General features: G+C 43.4%; 15 protein-coding genes. 2 read left to right on the top strand and 13 right to left on the bottom strand.

Features of this window, described 5'->3' with window-relative positions; genetic code table 11:
• Positions 1–79: 79 nt before the first annotated feature.
• The 6 genes from HMPREF2893_RS01620 to truB form a co-directional block, all read right to left on the bottom strand.
• On the bottom strand, positions 80–1384 hold the full coding sequence (locus tag HMPREF2893_RS01620; protein ID WP_049474795.1) for an RsmF rRNA methyltransferase first C-terminal domain-containing protein: 1305 nt from the start codon (positions 1382–1384) through the stop codon (positions 80–82).
• Complete coding sequence (locus HMPREF2893_RS01615) at positions 1385–2155, bottom strand: inositol monophosphatase family protein (protein ID WP_049474796.1); 771 nt, start codon at positions 2153–2155, stop codon at positions 1385–1387.
• Complete coding sequence (locus tag HMPREF2893_RS01610) at positions 2145–2423, bottom strand: UPF0223 family protein (RefSeq protein WP_003003480.1); 279 nt, start codon at positions 2421–2423, stop codon at positions 2145–2147. The genes HMPREF2893_RS01615 and HMPREF2893_RS01610 overlap by 11 nt, the downstream gene beginning before the upstream one ends.
• Positions 2424–2435: 12 nt before the next feature.
• Positions 2436–2837 (bottom strand): Spx/MgsR family RNA polymerase-binding regulatory protein, encoded by a 402-nt coding sequence (locus tag HMPREF2893_RS01605; protein WP_009732658.1) that lies wholly within the window; start codon positions 2835–2837, stop codon positions 2436–2438.
• 171 nt (positions 2838–3008) lie between these two features.
• Positions 3009–3929: a bifunctional riboflavin kinase/FAD synthetase gene (locus HMPREF2893_RS01600; RefSeq protein ID WP_070673893.1), complete on the bottom strand. Its 921-nt coding sequence runs from the start codon at positions 3927–3929 to the stop codon at positions 3009–3011.
• Positions 3930–3933: 4 nt separating this feature from the next.
• Entirely contained in the window at positions 3934–4830 is an 897-nt protein-coding gene (gene truB / locus HMPREF2893_RS01595) for a tRNA pseudouridine(55) synthase TruB (protein ID WP_049472264.1), read from the bottom strand.
• Positions 4831–5011: 181 nt separating this feature from the next.
• Here truB and HMPREF2893_RS01590 point away from each other — a divergent pair, with 181 nt between their 5' ends.
• A complete protein-coding gene (locus tag HMPREF2893_RS01590; RefSeq protein ID WP_070673892.1) occupies positions 5012–6328 on the top strand; it encodes an FAD-containing oxidoreductase in 1317 nt (438 codons plus the stop codon).
• 35 nt (positions 6329–6363) lie between these two features.
• On the opposite strand, the gene HMPREF2893_RS01585 is transcribed toward HMPREF2893_RS01590, so the two are convergent.
• The 3 genes from HMPREF2893_RS01585 to pcrA form a co-directional block, all read right to left on the bottom strand.
• Positions 6364–7134, bottom strand: a complete 771-nt coding sequence (locus tag HMPREF2893_RS01585; protein WP_186822235.1) for an alpha/beta fold hydrolase — start codon at positions 7132–7134, stop codon at positions 6364–6366.
• A 33-nt stretch (positions 7135–7167) separates the two neighbouring features.
• A complete protein-coding gene (locus HMPREF2893_RS01580) occupies positions 7168–8442 on the bottom strand; it encodes a DUF2130 domain-containing protein (protein WP_003006568.1) in 1275 nt (424 codons plus the stop codon).
• Between the two features lie 85 nt (positions 8443–8527).
• Complete coding sequence (pcrA, locus tag HMPREF2893_RS01575) at positions 8528–10813, bottom strand: DNA helicase PcrA (protein WP_037608341.1); 2286 nt, start codon at positions 10811–10813, stop codon at positions 8528–8530.
• Positions 10814–11011: 198 nt separating this feature from the next.
• Here pcrA and HMPREF2893_RS01570 point away from each other — a divergent pair, with 198 nt between their 5' ends.
• Positions 11012–12205, top strand: coding sequence for a cation diffusion facilitator family transporter (locus HMPREF2893_RS01570; protein ID WP_031576616.1), 1194 nt, complete (start codon positions 11012–11014; stop codon positions 12203–12205).
• A gap of 87 nt (positions 12206–12292) precedes the next feature.
• Here the strand turns inward: HMPREF2893_RS01570 and lepB are convergent, their stop codons facing one another.
• The 4 genes from lepB to HMPREF2893_RS01550 form a co-directional block, all read right to left on the bottom strand.
• Entirely contained in the window at positions 12293–12853 is a 561-nt protein-coding gene (gene lepB, locus HMPREF2893_RS01565; RefSeq protein WP_070673890.1) for a signal peptidase I, read from the bottom strand.
• 165 nt (positions 12854–13018) lie between these two features.
• Positions 13019–14524 (bottom strand): pyruvate kinase, encoded by a 1506-nt coding sequence (pyk, locus tag HMPREF2893_RS01560; RefSeq protein ID WP_049482315.1) that lies wholly within the window; start codon positions 14522–14524, stop codon positions 13019–13021.
• A 69-nt stretch (positions 14525–14593) separates the two neighbouring features.
• Entirely contained in the window at positions 14594–15607 is a 1014-nt protein-coding gene (gene pfkA / locus HMPREF2893_RS01555) for a 6-phosphofructokinase (protein WP_070673889.1), read from the bottom strand.
• Between the two features lie 84 nt (positions 15608–15691).
• Positions 15692–18793, bottom strand: a complete 3102-nt coding sequence (locus HMPREF2893_RS01550; RefSeq protein ID WP_070673986.1) for a DNA polymerase III subunit alpha — start codon at positions 18791–18793, stop codon at positions 15692–15694.
• Between the last annotated feature and the right edge of the window lie 53 nt (positions 18794–18846).

Here is an 18846-nt window from a genome sequence, read left to right as displayed (position 1 = left end):
CACTTATGATTTTGACAAGTTTTTTTCAAAAAAACCTGTAATTCCACTATATCATAGAACGAGTTCTTTGCCCAGCATTTTACCTAAAACGAAGCCCCTTTGGATAGAAATTTTTCAGGGTCTGTCCGGTCACTTTGGCAAAGCCCAAACCATTGCCTTCAACAAGGACCTGGTACCATCCATTTGGATGCGTTTCCTTCAATTGAACCGTCTCTCCCGCCACATAATGAACAAAGTCTTCAGGCGTGATCGAAACGGTCTCTTTTACCTCACTCGGTTTCAGAGCAAGGCCCAAGGCAAAACTAGGTTCAAATCGATTTTTCTTGAAGGTCCCTAGGTGCAAACCATTTCGGGCGATTTTTACTTTTCGCAAATCTGGTAAATCAAGCGGAACCAAGTAGAGTTCGTCACCAAAGGTTTCGAGGACACCTTCTAGAGTGATCTTCAAGTGTTTCTTAGAAAACTCCTGCCACCATTTCTTTTGCTCCGCAGATAATTGGTCCTTTTTGGAAGGGATTTTGGCAGGACGATTCTCTCCTAGATAACGGAACTTAGCAACAAATTGTCCCTCCCCTTTAAAGAGATGAGGATACATGCGCGCCGTTTCTGGATGGTCAATGCCTTCTGCCATACCATTGATCTTCTCGATCGTTTCCAATTCTAGATCAAAATTATCTAAGAGCCAGGATACGATCTCTTCATTTTCCTCAGGAGCCCAGGTACAGGTTGAATAAACCAAGGAACCACCTGGAACCAACATCTTGAGAGCATCCTCTAGAATTTCTCTTTGAAGAAGACTACACTCTCGAGGATAATCGATGGACCAATAGTCCATGGCATCTGGTTGCTTACGGAACATCCCCTCACCTGAACACGGGGCGTCTAGTACAATCAGATCAAAAAAGCCTGAGAAAACTTTGGCCAGACGATCGGCAGACTCATTGGTCACCAATACATTTCGGGCACCGAAACGTTCGACATTCTCTACGAGAATTTTCGAGCGTCCCTTGTGGATTTCATTGGAGACCAAGAGTCCTTGATTGTCCAAATAAGACAAGAGTTGCGTCGTCTTACCACCAGGTGCTGCGGCCAAGTCTAGGACCTTCATCCCTGGCTTCGGCTGGGCGACTTGGGCCACTATCTGAGCTGCTGGTTCTTGTGAATAGACCAAGCCCGTTGCGTGTTCGATGGATTTCCCTGAGACCTTTCCATAATGACCCCAAGGAGTATTGGGAATCGGATCATCAAATACTTTTTGTGCTTCTTTCAAAGGATTGGTGCGAAAGGCTGCTACTGCTTCTTGATCAAAGGTCGCAAAAAAAGCAGCAGCATCCTCACCTAGAAGATGCTGGTATTTTTCTTTAAAACCATGGGGAAAATTCATTTAACTTCTCCCTTTCTTAAGATAGGTTTGAATCTCTGTTAACTTCACCTTTGGAACCATCATAATGGGTTCGACTGTCTGGTAATTAGGTTTATCCCCATTTAGATTTAGGACGGTATAGCCTAACCGTTCGCCCATGATCGCTGCGGCTGCATAGTCCCATGGCCAGATATAGCTAAAGTAAGCTAAAATCCCACCTGAGAGAATTTTTGAAAAACTAATACCGGCACTGCCATAGACCCGGATTCCTAGTGAATCCATGCCAAGATCGGCCATTCCCCAGTCATTTTTCTCAAGCATACCGACATTTGACGCAATCAAAAGGTTTTCCAGAGGCTGATCTACAAAGGGCGTCAATTCAACCTCATTGCGATAAACTGGGAATTCTCCACCCCCGAAAAAAAGGTGATCCCGCATCACATCGTAGATCAGGCCAAACCGACCGATTCCGTCTTCGAAATAGGCCACCATGACCGCAAAATCTTCCTTTTGGGTCACAAAATTATTGGTCCCATCAATGGGATCAATCACCCAAACGGATCCTTCTGAAATCGGTGAACGAAGGCCATCTTCCTCCGCAAAAATCCGATCTTCTGGGTAGCGATTTGTGATTTTTTCAACCAAATCCTTTTGAACCTGTTGGTCCATCTGGGTCACCAAATCTGTCGGCCCAGTCTTTTTTGAGATCATCAAGTCATCATGGAGATGAAGACGCAAGTAGTCTCCAGCCTCTAAAACGATTTGTTTGGCAAACTCTAATTTATTCTTCAAGAGAAAACCATCCTTCCTCTTTTTGCTTTGCAGCCTGGGTCGCACGATAGAGAGAATAACCGCTCACTTCTTCGAACTCCCGTCCGAGACGTTTTTCTTCTCCGATACTAGGCACGACCTTCTTAAAAGCGCGGTAGGCTTCCATGTATTCTTTGGCCTCTACCTTACTTTCATAGGCTTCTTCAACTTTATTGAAAAAAGAAAGCACTGAAGCAAGCTCTTCAGTGCTCCACGATAAGTCCAGTGGGTAACTATAATTTTTTTGCATTCGACATACTTCTTAGTTTATTTCTGCTCTTAGAGTGGCAGAGCGTAACTCTTGTTTTCGATAACTCCGCGGCAAGAAGGCCCGAATTTCGTCTTCGTTAAAGCCGATTTGCATGCGCTTGTTATCTAAAATAATCGGTCTCCTTAAGAGACTTGGATTTTCCTCAATCAGATGAATCAAGGCTGAGATCGATAAATCTTCAACATCAACATCCAATTTTTGAAAAATTTTTGAACGAGTTGAAATAATGTCGTCTGTTCCGTTTTCGGTCAAGGCCAATATACTTGTCAACTCCTGTTTGCTCAAAGGACTTGTCATTATATTGTGTTCTTTAAATGGAACATCGTGCTTTTTTAACCAAGCCCGAGCTTTTCGACATGATGTACAACTCGGTGATAAAAATAATGTAATCATGTGGTTCACTTCTTTTTTATATATAACTATCTAACTCTATTATACAAAAAAATTAGGTGCTTGAAAAGCGCTTTTTTGATTTCTAGTCGATTTTTCTGAATTTCAGTAGAAAAAAAGAAACCACTTTCATTATCCCCAAAAAGACAGCAGAAAAAAGGACTAGGTAACTTCCTAATCCTCGGGCCAGTTTCGTGAAACTGCTTCATCTTCTTTCAATTGAGCCACTAGTTGATCGATCCCATCGAATTTGACCATTTCCCGTATCTTATCCAACCAATGAATGGTCAAAGTATGGCCATAAATATCTCCAGAAAAATCAAAGAGATTGACTTCGAAACGAAGCTCTTTTCCATCAAAGGTGACATTTTTGCCAACAGAAGCCATGCCTCGATAGATCTGCCCTTTAAAATCGACATCAACTACATAAACCCCATCTGATGGTAAATAGGTCCGGTCAATCGGTGCTAAATTGGCAGTAGGATAGCCAATGGTGCGGCCACGCGCATCCCCATGCACGACGATGCCCCGACTGGATAAAGGGTGACCAAGTAGACGGGCAGCTTCTTGGACGCGTCCTTCTAGGATAGCTTGACGAATGCGGGTTGAACTAATCTTTTCCCCCTGATCCAATACAGGAGAAATGACTTCCACTTGACCATCAAAATAATCAGCTAAGTCAGAGGCCGTTTTCTTATCAGAGCCAAAACTATAATCAAATCCAGCAATTAAAACTCGGGCCCTCAAGGCTTTGACAAATTGATCAACAAATTCTTTGGCGGTTTTAGAAGCAAAATCGGTCGTAAAATCAATGAGGAAGAGCTCATCCACTCCTAGTTCGTTTAATTTTTGGAACCGATCCTCAGGACTCTGCAAATGAAGCAGTAATTCTGGTTGGTAGCGAACAAAGGCTAACTTAGGAGATTCAGGAAAGGTTAACAAAGCGACCTTCAAGCCTTTTTCATCCGCGATCTGACGCGCCTTTTTAAAGAGTTCTTGATGCCCCAGATGCAGGCCATCAAAGTAGCCCAGAACCAAAACTGTCTCATTCTCCAAATGGATCTGGTTAGCAGTAGTAATCGTACGAATATTCATGAATTTATTGTAACACACTTTCTGTTAGAAAGACTTTTCGAGGTTTGTAAAGTTCTTCTCTTTTTTCTAAAATGGCTACCAATTTTCCTTGGTAAAAAGCAGCTAACTCTTTGGAGTCACTCTCAACTGGAATAAAGCGTCCCACTTGAACTTCGCCAACCTCTTCTACTGTCAGCTCTACTTTTTCCAGATCCCCGGTGCCAATTTCAAGTGGGTGAAGGAAGCTCAAATCTCCTTGTGCTACTTTTTCAGCCACTTCTTCTAAGGTCAGGGAATCTTCCAGTGACAAACCGGCAGCACTGGTCCGTGTCAGATGAGACATATGGGCTGCATAACCCAGTTTTTGACCCAAATCCACCGACAAGGTCCGGATATAGGTGCCCTTGCTGCATTTAACCCGGAAGCGAAAACGGGCTAGTCCTTCCTCGTAGCCAATCTCACTGGTACGCGTGAATTCATAAATGGTTACCTGTCGGACAGGGCGTTCCACTTCTTCTCCTGCCCGTGCATACTCATAGAGCTTACGCCCATTGACCTTAACCGCGGAGTACATAGGCGGTACCTGCTCGATCTCTCCCACCATTTGGGCAATCATACGATCGACCTCTTCTGCATCTAAAGGCACTTCCACTGGGGTCCGCTCCACGACATCCCCGCTGGCATCCTCCGTTGTGGTAGAAAATCCCAGAGTGATTTCTCCTTCATAGACCTTGCCTTCATCTTGCATGAATTCGACCATCCGGGTCGCCTTGCCAACTGCTATTGGAAGCACTCCCACCACATCCGGATCCAGCGTTCCCCCATGGCCGATCTTCTTAGTTCCTAAGATTTTTCGCAGTTTAAAGACCACATCATGTGAGGTCATGCCTGCTTCCTTTTTTACATTGATAATTCCGTCCATCTGATTTGCTCTTTCTAACTGATTGTGTGACCATCCGGTCCACCGACCCTTTATTATACCATGAAACAAGACTTCTTGTCCCTCTTTCCCCCTTCTCATGAGCTCCTAAAAAATCCCGTAGCAGATTTCAGACTTTTTAAAATGGATTTGATACAATAGAAAGCGAAAGAAGGTGTAACATATGTTAATGTATGATGTTATTGTGATTGGATTTGGTAAAGCTGGTAAAACACTCGCAGCGAAATTATCAAGCCAAGGAAAAAAAGTCGCTCTGATTGAAAAGAGCAAATCTATGTACGGTGGTACTTGTATCAATATCGCTTGTATTCCCACCAAGACCTTGATTGTTGCAGCAGAAAAAGGCTTGGATTTTGAGCAAGCCATGAATGAGAAAAATGCAGTCACTACTCGTCTCAACGGCAAGAACTACGCAACCATTGCTGGAACTGGCGTAGACATTATCGACGCGACGGCTCGTTTCGTTTCTAACAAGGTCATCGAAATTCAAGCTGGAGATGAAAAGGAAGAATTGACAGCTGAAACCATTATTATTAATACTGGTGCTGTGCCAAATGTCCTTCCGATTCCAGGTTTGGCTGAAAGTAAATTTGCCGTGGATTCAACCGGCATTCAACGTTTGGAAAACCTACCTAAACGCCTTGGTGTCCTTGGCGGTGGACCTATCGGATTGGAATTTGCCCACCTATACAATACCTTGGGTAGCCAAGTAACGGTATTGGATGCTTCTGAAACATTCTTGCCACGGATCGAGCCAAGTATTGCAGCTCTTGCAAAAGGCTACCTTGAAGAAGACGGCATTCAATTCTTGCAAGGCGTTCATACCCAAGAAATCAAAGATGGTGACCATAGCTTAACGGTTGTCACAGATAAGGGAGACTTTGAGTTCGATATCCTTCTCTACGCAACAGGTCGTAAGCCAAACACAGCTGGACTTGGTCTTGAAAACACAGACATCCAAGTCACTGATCGTGGAGCGATCCAAGTTAACCGTCATTTGGAAACCAGCGTCCCTGGAGTCTTTGCAGTTGGGGATGTCAATGGTGGTCCACAATTCACCTACATGTCACTCGATGACTTCCGCATTGTCTTCAACTACCTTACAGGCGATGGTAGCTACAATCTCGAAACTCGTCACAATTATGCGACAACACTCTTTATTGCTCCTCCACTTGCCCAAGTCGGCTTGACCGAGCAAGAAGCACGTGACAAAGGACTTCCAGTTGCTGTTAAAGAATTGCCAGTTGCTGCCATGCCACGCGGACATGTCAATGCAGACCTCCGAGGGGCCTTCAAAGCCGTGGTCAACCCAGAAACCAAAGAAATTCATGGAGCGACGCTCTTTGGAGAAGCTGCAGGCGAACTTATCAACCTGATCACCATGGCGATGGACAACAAGATCCCTTATACTTACATCGCAAAACAAATCTTTACCCACCCAACCATGGCAGAAAACCTAAACGATCTCTTTGCGATTTAAATAGCATAAAAAAAGCTGGAATTTTCCAGCTTTTTTTAGTTTAAGAATTTACAGACAGCCTCTTGAAATACTTTATTTTCTTCATAAAGAGCATGCCCAGAATGCTTAAGAATGAGGAGTTGACAATCCGAAATCGCTTTTGCTAGTTCCTTAGATCCGTCCACACCAATCACATCATCTTCAAGGGCACCAAGGATCAGGGTCGGACAATGAATTTCCTTTAAGACCTCAAGGCTATCGTGAGTAAGACAAGACTGAGACTGAATGGCTATTCTATTTTCATCTTTGATTCGCCCCAAGCGACCCATGATATTATAAAGCAACCGCCACTTTTGATAGCTCATTTGCGTATAGGAGTGCTTTGCAATATCCAGCATGAGATGCTTAAAATTTCCAGATTGACTAAGTTTTTGCCAATGCTCAATTCGTTCTCTAGCAAGTTGACTAGGTTTTGCAGTGGTCACAGCTAAAATGAGCTTTTGAACCTTTTCAGGGAAATCCGCAGCTAGCCATTGGGCAATCATTCCACCTTGTGAAATCCCCATAACATAGGCTGTATCTATGTTTAGTGTCTCCATTGCTTCTGCTACATCTGCTGCCATATCCCGCGTCGTATAGCCCTGTCTCAGCTCATTGATTCGAGAAAAAACATAAATCTTATAGCGCTTAGCAAGTAGACGATACGAGAGAGAAAAGAGCTGGGCCTTTCCTTTAACGGTCTGTAACCCATCCCCCAAGCCTGGTATGATCACTAATGGCTGTTTACCCTTACCAAATGTTACATAGTCCATGGTTTTCCCATTCATGGACAAGGTAGCGTTCTTAGCTGAATACAAAGATTATTCTCCTTTCAGAGCATCAAACTTCGCTTTCATGGTTGGATTTTTCCGAGTCAATTTTTTAACGGAAACATCATCCAATTTGTTGTTGGCAAGACGAAGTTGGTTTTCTGATGTGGTGAGGAATTTCTTGACCTCTTCCATCCGTTTGATGGCTTTGTCGATTTCATCGATGGCCTTGCCAAAGTTGACAGAAGCTGAATTGTAGTTCTTAGCAAAGGCAACTTTGAAAGCATCCAGGTCTTCTTCAAAGTGAGTGATATCGATATTTTGTTCACGGACAAGCGCCAATTCCTGCTTGTATTTAAGGGAATTGAGGGCCGCATTACGCAGAAGCCCAATAATCTGGATAAAGAACTGAGGACGGACCACATACATCTTCTCATACTCGTGGCTAACATCGACAATCCCTGTGTTAAAGTAGTCGTTATCTGCTTCAAGCATGGTCACTAAAACCGCATATTCACAGTTCTTTTCACGACGGTCCTTGTCCAATTCCTTGTAAAAATCAGCGTTCTTATGCTTCTTCTCTGTCCCGTCGGCTTCATTCTTCATCTCAAACATAATTGAGATAATCTCTACTCCATTTTCATCACACTCACGGAAAATAAAATCGCCTTTAGAACCACGTGCAGAGACCTTGTTGTCCTTTTCAAAATAGGCATTTGGAAAGGCAAAACTGCGAACCTTGTTAAACTCGCTCTCCGCATACTGTTCCAGACTTTCCCCGATGGCCTTGGTCGACTGTTGGGCCTTGAAATTCTTGTAGAACTCGACCTGTTCATTAGCCGCCTTAAGCTGAGCCTCATAATTTTGCTTAACAGAAGTCAGAGAAAGCTCGTTTTCTTTTTCTTGTAATAGGAGCTGATTTTTGACCTGATCTCTTTCTTTCTCTAGATCAGACAGTGTTTTTTGCAGTTGGTTCTCATGTTCCAAGCGCAAGGTGGCCAACTGATTCTCCAGTGCTTGCACTTCTTTTTCTTTCTCTAGCAGGCTTTGGCTAGCCGTTTGCTCCACCTCTTTTTTGGCCAATTCTTTTTCAGTATCAAACTGTTGAATTTGGTTCTGTAATTGGGCAATTTCTTGGTCCTTCTTGGCTAACTTCTCTTGTTGCTCATTAAGGGCCTTTTGCTCAGCTAAAGCTAACTCTTGCCGAATCCGCCCATGAATTTCCTTGTCAAACTCAGCTGTCCGTACCTGTGACAAGAGTTCGCTGTATTGACTTTCGTTGACTGTAAAGACTTCCCCACAGTTGGGACACTTGATTTCGTTCATAGTATGCCTCTTTCTCTATTCTTAGTATATTATATCATGCCACCAGTAAAATCAAAACCAACAAACGAAGCTTGCTGGTTTCAGTTTATTTCTTTTCAATCGGAGCAACACTGGCCAAGAGTTTTTTGAGCCCCACTTCTGGGAAGTTGATCTTGAGTTCTTGGGTACTACCACTACCAGATACTTCAAGCACGGTTCCTTCACCCCACTTCTTGTGAATGGCAATGTCGCCAATGGACCAAGCGACGCTCTCTTTGGCGCTAGAACGGTTGCTATTGCCAAAGGGGAGGCTTGATGACGTGAGAGTACTTGGAGCTGCTTGTCTCTTGCGCTCTTGAAGAGCTTGTGACAGGCTCATCCCTTTTCCAAAGGTCGTTCCGCCTCCATTGCTATAAGAAGCCTTAAAGCTAGTGTTGGCTGGACGAGCTAATCCTTGGTAGGACAATAAATCCGAGCTAATTTCATTGATGAAACGCGTTGGCCTGTTGTAGCTAGTCCGTCCAAAGAGCAAACGTGAGTTGGCATTGGTCAAGAAGAGAACCTTCTCTGCCCGTGTAATCCCTACATAAGCCAGACGACGTTCTTCTTCCAACTCGTCTGGATCCTCTGCTGCACGACTAAGAGGAAAGACATTTTCTTCCATTCCAATCAAGAAGACGACTGGGAACTCCAATCCCTTAGCCGCGTGAAGAGTCATCAAGGTCACTTCTGAAGTTTCTTGGGCCCCATCATCTGTATCGGCAATCAAAGCCAAATCGTTCAAGAAACGACTCAAGGTTTCCACGCCTGATTCGTCGTCGACGGTTTCCCCGTTTTCATCAAAATTCTTGGTAACAGACAGGAACTCTTGGATATTCTCGATGCGGGCCTGACTTTCCAAATTCCCCTGATTGGTTAGAGCCGTCATATAGCCCGTCTTGTCAAGGACTTCTTCGACCAATTCTGTAATGGTCAGCTGGTCCAATCTTTCTCTCAAATCAAGAATGAGATTGGCAAAGTCCCAGATGGCTTGGGCTGCCTTTCCTTTGATGCCAGAGAGCATGATATTGGCTGAAGCATCTAGGAGTGAGGACTCTTGCATTTGGGCAAAGTCGCGAATCTTATCCACTGTACCTGGCCCGATTCCCCGCTTGGGTTCATTGATAATGCGCTCAAAACTGATATTGTCACTGAGGTTGGCAATCAAGTTCAGATAAGCAATGACATCCCGAATTTCCTTTCGGCTGTAGAACTTGGTGCCCCCCACCATGGTGTAGGGAATGTTGGACTTGAGAAGCGCTTCTTCAATGGTCCGTGACTGAGCATTGGTCCGGTAGAGAACGGCAAAATCACGGTGTTTGTAGCCAGCTTCGCGACTAAGCTCTTCAATCGTTTTAGCAACAAAGACAGCTTCATCCTGCTCATCATTAGCCCTGTAATAGACAATTTCTTCCCCGTCTTCATTTTGTGTCCAGAGATTCTTAGGACGGCGGTGGCGATTGTTTTTGATGACATCATTGGCTGCTTGCAAGATCGTCTTAGTGGAACGATAATTTTCCTCCAACAAAACGACCTTGGCATCAGGATAATCCTTCTCAAAGTCCAGGATATTCTGCATATCTGCTCCCCGCCAGCCATAAATAGACTGGTCCGCATCCCCAACGACACAGATATTTTTAAAGCGTGAAGCCAAGAGTTTGACCAACTGGTATTGGGCATGGTTGGTATCTTGATACTCGTCTACATGGATGTATTGGAACTTCTGCTGGTAATAGGTCAGCACATCTGGATGCTGATCAAAAAGACGCAAGGTCAGCATAATCAAATCATCAAAGTCTACTGCTTCTGACTGACGGAGTTCCTTTTGGTAAGCCTCATAGCACTTGGCGACAATCTGGGTATACATATCTCCAGCCTGGGCAGCATAGGCCACTTCATCGATCAAGTCATTTTTGGCATTGGAAATAGTTCCCAAAATGGTCCGTTCATTCCATTTCTTAGGATCCAAATTCAAGGACTTCAAGATGCGCTTCATCAAGGTCCGTTGCTCACCTGGATCAACAATGGTAAAATTGCGATTGTAGCCAATGTGATCCGCATCTCGACGGAGGATACGCACACACATGGAGTGGAAGGTGGCGATCAAGCAATCTTGGGTGGCTGGATTCAATTGATAAGCCCGCTCCTTCATCTCCCGAGCGGCTTTATTGGTAAAGGTAATAGCCAAGATATTCCAAGGATTGACCATTTTTTCATCGATCAAGTAAGCGATGCGGTGGGTCAAGACACGTGTCTTACCAGAACCAGCCCCCGCCATGATCAAGAGGGGACCTTCTGTCGTTTGGACCGCCTCTGCTTGGCGATCATTCATACCATTCAATAAAGGATTCATCTCATACTCCTCATTCATTCAATCGTTCTATTATACCACATTTTCGCCCTTTCTCCTTTTGGAAACAGTTGGCATCATTTGAATTTTGCACTCAAAAAGGCTATAATAAAGGCTTAAGAAGAACGAATATTTCCTCATCAACAACGATCCAAGTTTTTCGCTTAGGAGGAAATCTACAGAAGTCTGGAGGAGTTATCAGTGAATCAATCACAAAGTAATTTAAAACTAGCCGAACGTGGAGCCCTGATCAGTATTGTCGCCTACCTGATTCTTTCCGCAGCTAAATTAGCAACAGGACATCTCCTTCACTCCTCCAGTTTGGTCGCGGATGGTTTTAATAACTTATCCGATATTATCAGTAACGTCGCCCTTCTCATCGGCATTCGCATGGCCCGCCAGCCAGCTGACCGCGACCACCGATTTGGTCATTGGAAGATTGAAGATCTAGCTAGCCTGGTAACTTCCATCATCATGTTTTATGTGGGCTTCGATGTCCTACGAGATACCGTTCAGAAAATCCTCAGTAGGGAAACCACTGTCATTGATCCTTTAGGGGCCATTGTCGGAGTTGGATCAGCCCTTGTCATGTTTGCGGTCTATCTTTATAACCGGACTTTAGCTAAGAAAGCTCAATCCAAGGCCCTCAAGGCAGCTGCCAAAGACAACCTGTCTGACGTGGTCACTTCTTTAGGAACCTCTGTTGCGATTGGAGCTAGTGCTCTTAACTATCCGATTGTGGACCAATTAGTGGCCATCGTTATTACCTTCTTTATCCTAAAAACTGCCTACGACATTTTCATTGAATCCTCCTTCAGCCTCTCCGATGGTTTTGATGAAAGTCTCCTGGATAAATACAAGGCGGCTATTCTGGAATTGCCAAAGGTCAGCCGGGTCAAATCCCAACGGGGACGGACTTACGGAAGCAACATTTACCTAGATGTCGTCATCGAAATGAATCCAGACCTCTCTGTTTATGAGAGCCATGCTATTACCGAAGAGGTCGAGCGCCTTCTCAAGGAACAGTTTGGCGTCTTTGATATCGATGTCCATGTGGAGCCAAGTTCTATCCCTGAAGATGAGATTCTGGACAATGTCCTTCTCAAATTAAAGACCTATGAGGAACGCTTGCAGGCTCAGCAGGAATACCAAACCCTCCTAGCAGACAACTTCACCCTCATCAATGAGTATGGCCAAGAAAGCCACAAAGAGGACCTGGTCCGTTTGCAGGAAGAACATCAAATTCCCTTTAAGAATTTCGAAATTGAATCTATCAGTCAAAAGACCAAATTGATTCGCTATGAGTTAAATGACCAGATCCATACCAGTCTCTGGCGGCGTCATGAACACTGGCAAAAGGTCTTTCACCAAATTACCAGTAAACAGAAAAAATAGAACCCTCTACCTCAATCTAACCAGAATAAAAAGCTACTGCAATTCTTTTTTGCAGTAGTTTTTTTGTAAGAAAAAATAGCCTTTCGGCTATTCTTCAACTTTTATAAATCCAAATTTATTGAGAGGGTAGAGACGTAGATTCACGACTCCTTCGATCTGATTTTTATGGATATAACCAAACTCACGACTATCTTCTGTATCCCCACGGTTATCATTTAAGACTAGAAAGGTATCGGATGGTACACGACCAGCCTTGGTCCCTTTTAACTCTGATAAAAAGAAATCATCAGTATAATACCCATTACTCGTTGGAGCAGCTAGATGTTTGTTCAGCATTTTATTCAGGTAAGGTTCTGGTGTTGCCTGTCCATTCAAATAGAGGACGTCATCTACGTAGCTGACTTCATCGTTTTCTTTGGCAATAACACGTCCAAGGTATTCTTTTCCACCGACCTTGTATAAGACCAAATCACTGCGATCTACCTGAGCATTTCTAGTCGCTACCACAAGATCTCCATTTTTCACAGAAGCATTGGCCATCTTATCATTGATACTAAATGGATGAAATACAAAGATACGAAGCAAAATCAGTGCTAAAACCAGAACACCGACAATGATGACATTTCTAATTAAATCTCTCCTTGGCATGTATGTCTCCCTTCCTTTTTGTTTATTATACCATTTTTTTGATCTTTAAAAAAGAGAAAGTAAGCATTAGTGAGAATTCTTATCAACACAAACCAGAAGAAAAAGAAAAACCTCGCGGTCAATCCTTTCAGATCAACCAACAAGGCTTTCAGATATAATTGTCTATTAACGTACTGTACGGATACGCATTGTGTTTGTACGAACAGCTTCACCAAGTGGCACACCTGCAACGATAACAATATCATCACCAGATTGTACAAGACCAGCTTCAACTGCTTTACGTTCAGCAATTTCAAACATGTCATCGGTTGATGATGGAGCTTCTGTCAACATTGGGATAACACCCCAGTTCAACATCAATCCACGTTCTGTCAATTCGTCAAATGTCAATGCCAAAATATCAGCATTTGGACGGTATTTAGAAATCAAACGTGCTGTGTGACCAGTCTTAGTAAGAGTTACAACCAATTTGATGTCCATTGAGTTTGTAGCATCTTTAACAGCTGAAGCCATAACTTCTGTCTTAGAGTTACGTTCAAATGAATCTGAGTTCAAACGTCCGTATTCTTTCAAAAGTGTTTGAGCGTTCTTGTCAATTGTAGCCATTGTTGTAACTGACTCAAGTGGGTATTTACCGTTTGCAGATTCACCTGAAAGCATTGTAGCATCAGTACCATCGATAACAGCGTTGAAAACGTCAGATACTTCAGAACGAGTTGCACGTGGTTTTTCAGTCATTGTTTCAAGCATGTTTGTTGCAGTGATAACAACTTTACCAGCAGCATTCACTTTAGTGATAATCATTTTTTGGTAAACTGGAACCATTTCAAATGGTACTTCGATACCCATGTCACCACGAGCAATCATAATACCGTCTGCAGCTTCAATGATTTCATCTAAATTATCGATACCTTGTTGGTTTTCGATCTTCGCAAACAATTGAACGTGACCGTTACCAGTTTCTTCACAAATTGCACGAACTTCATTTACGTCTTTTGCAGTACGTACGAATGAGATCGCGATGAAGTTGATACCTTGTTCCAAACCGAAGCGGATATCGTCGTTATCGCGTTCAGCAAGTGCTGGGAAAGGAATCTTAGTGTTAGGGATGTTCACACCTTTTTGTTTAGCAATGATACCGTCGTTTTCAACTTCAACAACAAATTCACGTTTTGCAGCATCTTTTTCTACAACGCGAAGACCCAATTTACCATCATCAACCAATACTTGGTGTCCAACTTCAACGTCATCAAAGATGTCAAGCGCACCAGCAACGTTCAATGCGATAACGTCACGAGTTGATTTGATGCCTTGTTTTGTAGCAACGCGAATACGTTCACCAGTTTTGTATGAGTACTCTTTAGCTTCGCCTTCGAACAATTCAGTACGGATTTCTGGACCTTTAGTATCAAGAAGGAAACCAACTTTTTTACCAGCGATTTCTTCTGCACGTTTAACAGTCGCCATACGTTCACCTTGTTCTTGGTGGTCACCGTGTGAGAAGTTGAAACGGAAAGTGTTAGCGCCAGCTTCGATCAATTTAGCAATGTTTTGTGCTGAAGCTTCAACGTCCAGTTTTTCAGCCCAGTATCCATCTTCACCAAATTTTTTACCACCACGGATTTCTACCGCAGGACCCAAAGTTGCAACGATTTTTACACGTTTGTTCATGATATATATGACTCCTTTTTAAATATATCTGTCTTTTTAAGACAAGGTTAACGAATTTATGAAATAAAATTAGATTGAAGACAAGCTACGGTTCAACTCGGCAAGACCAAGATCAGCTTTATGTGGATTGTTTACCACAATCTTACCATCTTCTGTCAAGCTAAAGAGGGCTCCTTCTTCTGCTTTACCAAGGATTGGGTTTTCAACCATTTTTTCATTACGGATACCAACTGCTACACCACCGATTCCTTGTTTCAACAATTTAACAGCGTGTGCTCCCATACGTGAAGCAAGAACACGGTCACGCGCAGTTGGTGAACCACCACGTTGGATATGCCCAAGCTCAGTCACACGAAGGTCACTTGTATCTCCAGCATCTTTCAAAGCTTGACCAAATTCATCTGCAGACATCACGCCTTCAGCCAAGATAATGATGTTGTGGGTACGACCTTTTGCGTAACCTTCTTTGATGCTCTCAACAACTTCTTCGATCTTGAATCCTTCTTCAGGGATGATGATTTCATCTGCACCAGATGCAATCCCTGCCCAAAGAGCGATATCTCCAGCATTACGTCCCATAACTTCAATTACGAAAGTACGGTGGTGACTAGATGAAGTATCACGGATCTTATCGATCGCGTCCATTGCAGTTGTGACTGCCGTATCAAAACCAATTGTAAAGTCAGTTCCGACGATATCGTTGTCGATCGTACCAGGAAGACCAACAGCTGGGAATCCAAGCTCAGTCAAGCGCATCGCACCATGGTAAGAACCATCTCCGCCAATAACGACAACACCTTCGATCCCGTGTTTCTTCAATTGCTCGATCCCTTTTAATTGACCTTCGCGTTGTGCGAATTCAGGGTAACGAGCTGAATGAAGGAAGGTACCACCACGGGAAATAATATCTCCAACAGATGAGGCGTCAAGGGGCTGAATTTTACCAGCAACCATTCCCGCATATCCATCATAGATACCGAAAACTTCCATTCCTTCTGAAATTGCTTGACGAACAACTGCACGGATGGCAGCGTTCATTCCAGGGGCATCTCCACCACTAGTTAAAACAGCAATACGTTTCATTTCGTTGTTTGCTCCTTTTTTTCTTTTACATTCTACGTAATTATAACACAAAGAAGACTAAAATTCTCGTATTTTTCGCAGTTTTTACCGATAAATCGTTTTCATAACGAGATTCTTTAGTTCATCTTCCAATTCTTTGTTTTTCTGGACTGTATAGCCCCTCAATTGAAGAGTTTTTTTCTCGTCTTCATAGCGTAATATCACAGGATATGGGCCCGGATATTTTTTCAAGATAGAAAGAATCGTTTTATCCTGACGATGATCGAGCAACTGGATCCAGAACTTTTCATTGGTTGCCAGTTGTGCCTCTGCTAGAATCATCTGCAAGCGCCCATCACGCTCTTGTATCTTCCCTGTCAAGTAATAAAAGCCACCTTCTTTTATCAAGGAGGAAAATCGATTGTAGGTTTCAGGGAAAAGGGTCACATCCAATTTTTTCTTGGTATCACTGACTTGTAAGAAAGCCATGAGATCACCCGACTTGGTTCGAATGGTCCGGATGGCTTGCACCTCTATGAGAATTCGCGCCTGCTCTCCTTGTATGAGTTGAGAAATTGGTTGGATCTCGTAGGGACTCGTTTGCCCAATCGCAACCAATGGGTGGGTACTGAGTCCGATCCCAATAATGGCCTCTTCCTTCTCATATTTTTCAGCCTGGCTAAAGTCCTCTGCTTCTGTCCAGGAATAGTTAGAATCTGCAAATAAACTACCTAGCTCATCAGCAAAGACAAACAAATTCGGCAAATTGTGAAGCACCTTGCGCCTATTTTTTTCAAAAATATCAAACAATCCAAGCTCCACTAAAGGTGTTAACAGAGGTAATTTATGATACTGATTGGGGAGTCGTAAAATGAAATCTTCGACACTTTCAAAGGGACGATTATCAATGATCCAATACGCTAAATCTCTCGGGAGTCCCTTGATATTTTTCATTCCTAAGTAGATTTTTCGATCCTGGAACTTATCTCTGTAAGGGATGGTATTGATGGATAATGGCGCGACTTTAAAATCAAACTGGAGAGCATCTGTCAGATAATCGCTACTCGAATAATTGAGCATGACATCAAAGAAAACATCTGGATAATGGACCTTGAAATAGGCCATCTGAAAGGCCAAGGCAGAATAGGCATAGGCATGAGAACGGTTAAACCCATAGCCTGCGAATTTTTCCATGATCGCAAAGACCTCTTTGGCTTTTTCTTCCGTATGCCCAAGTTTAAGAGCACCTGCGACAAAATCGTCTTCCATCTTGTGCATTTCAGCCACATTTTTTTTGCCCATAGCCCGACGTAAGATATCGGCTTTCCCTAGGCTAAAACCTGCAAAACGCTGGGCAACCTGCATGACCTGCTCTTGGTATAGCATGATCCCATATGTGGGCCGTAAGATTGCTTCAATAGCTGGATCTAAAATCTCAACTTTTTCCTGGCCATGCTTTCTTTTGACGAAATTGTCAATGTAATCACTAGCGCCTGGACGATTGAGAGAGGTGGTCGCTACCACTTCTTCGAAATGATTGGGTCTCACTCGTCTCAAGAGGCGAATGGCTCCAGCCTGTTCAAATTGGAAAATCCCCTTGGTATCCCCAGCAGTAAACAAGGCCAAGGTTTCTGGATCTTCTAAATCAATGGCTTCAATCACGATCTCTTCTTGGTACTTTTCATAGACGGCTTCCTTCATTTTCTGAACAAAGGTTAAGTTTCGCAGACCCAAAAAGTCCATCTTCAATAGACCATTGGCTTCAACCGCATGAGCATCGTACTGGGTGACAAACATGTCTTCTCCATACTTGAGAGGAATGTGATCCGTCAAATCCTGGTCACTCATCACAACACCCGCCGCATGGATCGAGGTCTGTCTAGGTTGGCCCTCAATTCTTTTGGCAATTTCAAAGCCACGTTCAAATTCTGCTCGACTATGAATCACTTGTCGAAAAGCTAGATTCTGTTCATACGCTGTCGTCAGTGTATCCCTAAAGCCAATCCGCTTGGTAATGGAGGTTAATTCGTACTCTGGTACCCCAAAACGTTTAAAGACATCTCGAATGGCTTGTTTGGCCCCAAAGGTTGAAAAGGTCACGATCTGAGCTGCATGGTAACTCCCATAACGGTCTCTCACATAACGGATAAATTCTGGACGATAGATATCAGGAATATCAATATCAATATCCGGCATGGTATAGCGCTCCACATTTAAAAAGCGCTCAAACAGGAGGTTCTTCTCCACTGGATCAATCCCTGTAATCTCCAGGGCATAAGCTACCAGTGAGCCTACAGCAGACCCACGCCCCATTCCCATATAATATCCTTGACTTCGTCCGAAACGAAGAAGATCCCAGACAATCAAGAAATAATCATCAAAGCCCATTTGGTGAATAATGTCTAATTCATGATCCAAACGTTCTTGATAGACCGGACTGGTCAAGTTCTTTCGAAGAAGACCCACTTGAGCTAATTCTCTCAATTCCTCAACAGCTGGTTTCTGAGGATTAAAGCGAGGCAATTTCAACTGAGTATCAATGTCGTATTGAATCCCTTGGACAAGTTTTTCAAGATTTGTGATGGCTTGCGGAAATCGCTCAGCAAAATCATTCTGTAAATCCTGAGGAGTTTTTAGGACAGTTCTAGGATCAATTTGTCCTGTTTCTGTCAAGCTTTGATTGTCCTTGATGGCCGCGAGCATCTGCATGGCTTCCATATCTTCCGCCTCAAAAAAACGCACAGTATGAAGAGGAAGCACAGGGTGGCTAAACTCTTGGACCGGCGTAGCCGCAAAAACTCCGATGAAGTAATCTAGATCAAGCGGTATGTCTTCATGAGCAAAAGGCGCTGGGACAATGACCGCTACTCCTTCTGTGAGGTGCTTCACATCTTCCCAATTGTTTTTCCCCATCATTTTGACGGTCGACATCTTCATCAGATTCTGGTAGCCTTTCGTTGACAGGGCCATCATCCGAAACGGAATGGTTTCATTGTCTACTTTTAGTCCAATTTCTAAACCGACCAAGGGGCTGAGGTTGTGGGCCTGACAGGCTTCGATAAATTCATAAGCACCATACAAATTATCTACATCCATGATTCCCAATGCGCCATACCCCATGCTTTTAGCCACTTGGACATAGTCTTTTATGGTCACTAGGCTTTCCATAAAGGTATAGACTGATTTGGTATCTAGCTGTGTAATCACTTTTTCTCCTTTCTGCATTGTCTATTTTGGTGCCTCCTTTGGTAACTCCTTTT

Origin of the sequence: Streptococcus sp. HMSC072C09 (assembly GCF_001813105.1) — a bacterium.
In the GTDB taxonomy this organism is placed as follows: Bacteria; Bacillota; Bacilli; order Lactobacillales; family Streptococcaceae; genus Streptococcus.
This window is presented reverse-complemented; position numbering and strand designations above follow the sequence as displayed.

Bases quoted from the DNA above. Each gene is read 5' to 3' on its own strand.
- HMPREF2893_RS01620 (WP_049474795.1), bottom strand. From the start codon at position 1,384: ATGAATTTTCCCCATGGTTTTAAAGAAAAATACCAGCATCTTCTAGGT.
- HMPREF2893_RS01610 (WP_003003480.1), bottom strand. From the start codon at position 2,423: ATGCAAAAAAATTATAGTTACCCACTGGACTTATCGTGGAGCACTGAA.
- HMPREF2893_RS01605 (WP_009732658.1), bottom strand. From the start codon at position 2,837: ATGATTACATTATTTTTATCACCGAGTTGTACATCATGTCGAAAAGCT.
- HMPREF2893_RS01600 (WP_070673893.1), bottom strand. From the start codon at position 3,929: ATGAATATTCGTACGATTACTACTGCTAACCAGATCCATTTGGAGAAT.
- truB (WP_049472264.1), bottom strand. From the start codon at position 4,830: ATGGACGGAATTATCAATGTAAAAAAGGAAGCAGGCATGACCTCACAT.
- HMPREF2893_RS01590 (WP_070673892.1), top strand. From the start codon at position 5,012: ATGTTAATGTATGATGTTATTGTGATTGGATTTGGTAAAGCTGGTAAA.
- HMPREF2893_RS01585 (WP_186822235.1), bottom strand. From the start codon at position 7,134: ATGAATGGGAAAACCATGGACTATGTAACATTTGGTAAGGGTAAACAG.
- HMPREF2893_RS01580 (WP_003006568.1), bottom strand. From the start codon at position 8,442: ATGAACGAAATCAAGTGTCCCAACTGTGGGGAAGTCTTTACAGTCAAC.
- pcrA (WP_037608341.1), bottom strand. From the start codon at position 10,813: ATGAATCCTTTATTGAATGGTATGAATGATCGCCAAGCAGAGGCGGTC.
- lepB (WP_070673890.1), bottom strand. From the start codon at position 12,853: ATGCCAAGGAGAGATTTAATTAGAAATGTCATCATTGTCGGTGTTCTG.
- pyk (WP_049482315.1), bottom strand. From the start codon at position 14,524: ATGAACAAACGTGTAAAAATCGTTGCAACTTTGGGTCCTGCGGTAGAA.
- pfkA (WP_070673889.1), bottom strand. From the start codon at position 15,607: ATGAAACGTATTGCTGTTTTAACTAGTGGTGGAGATGCCCCTGGAATG.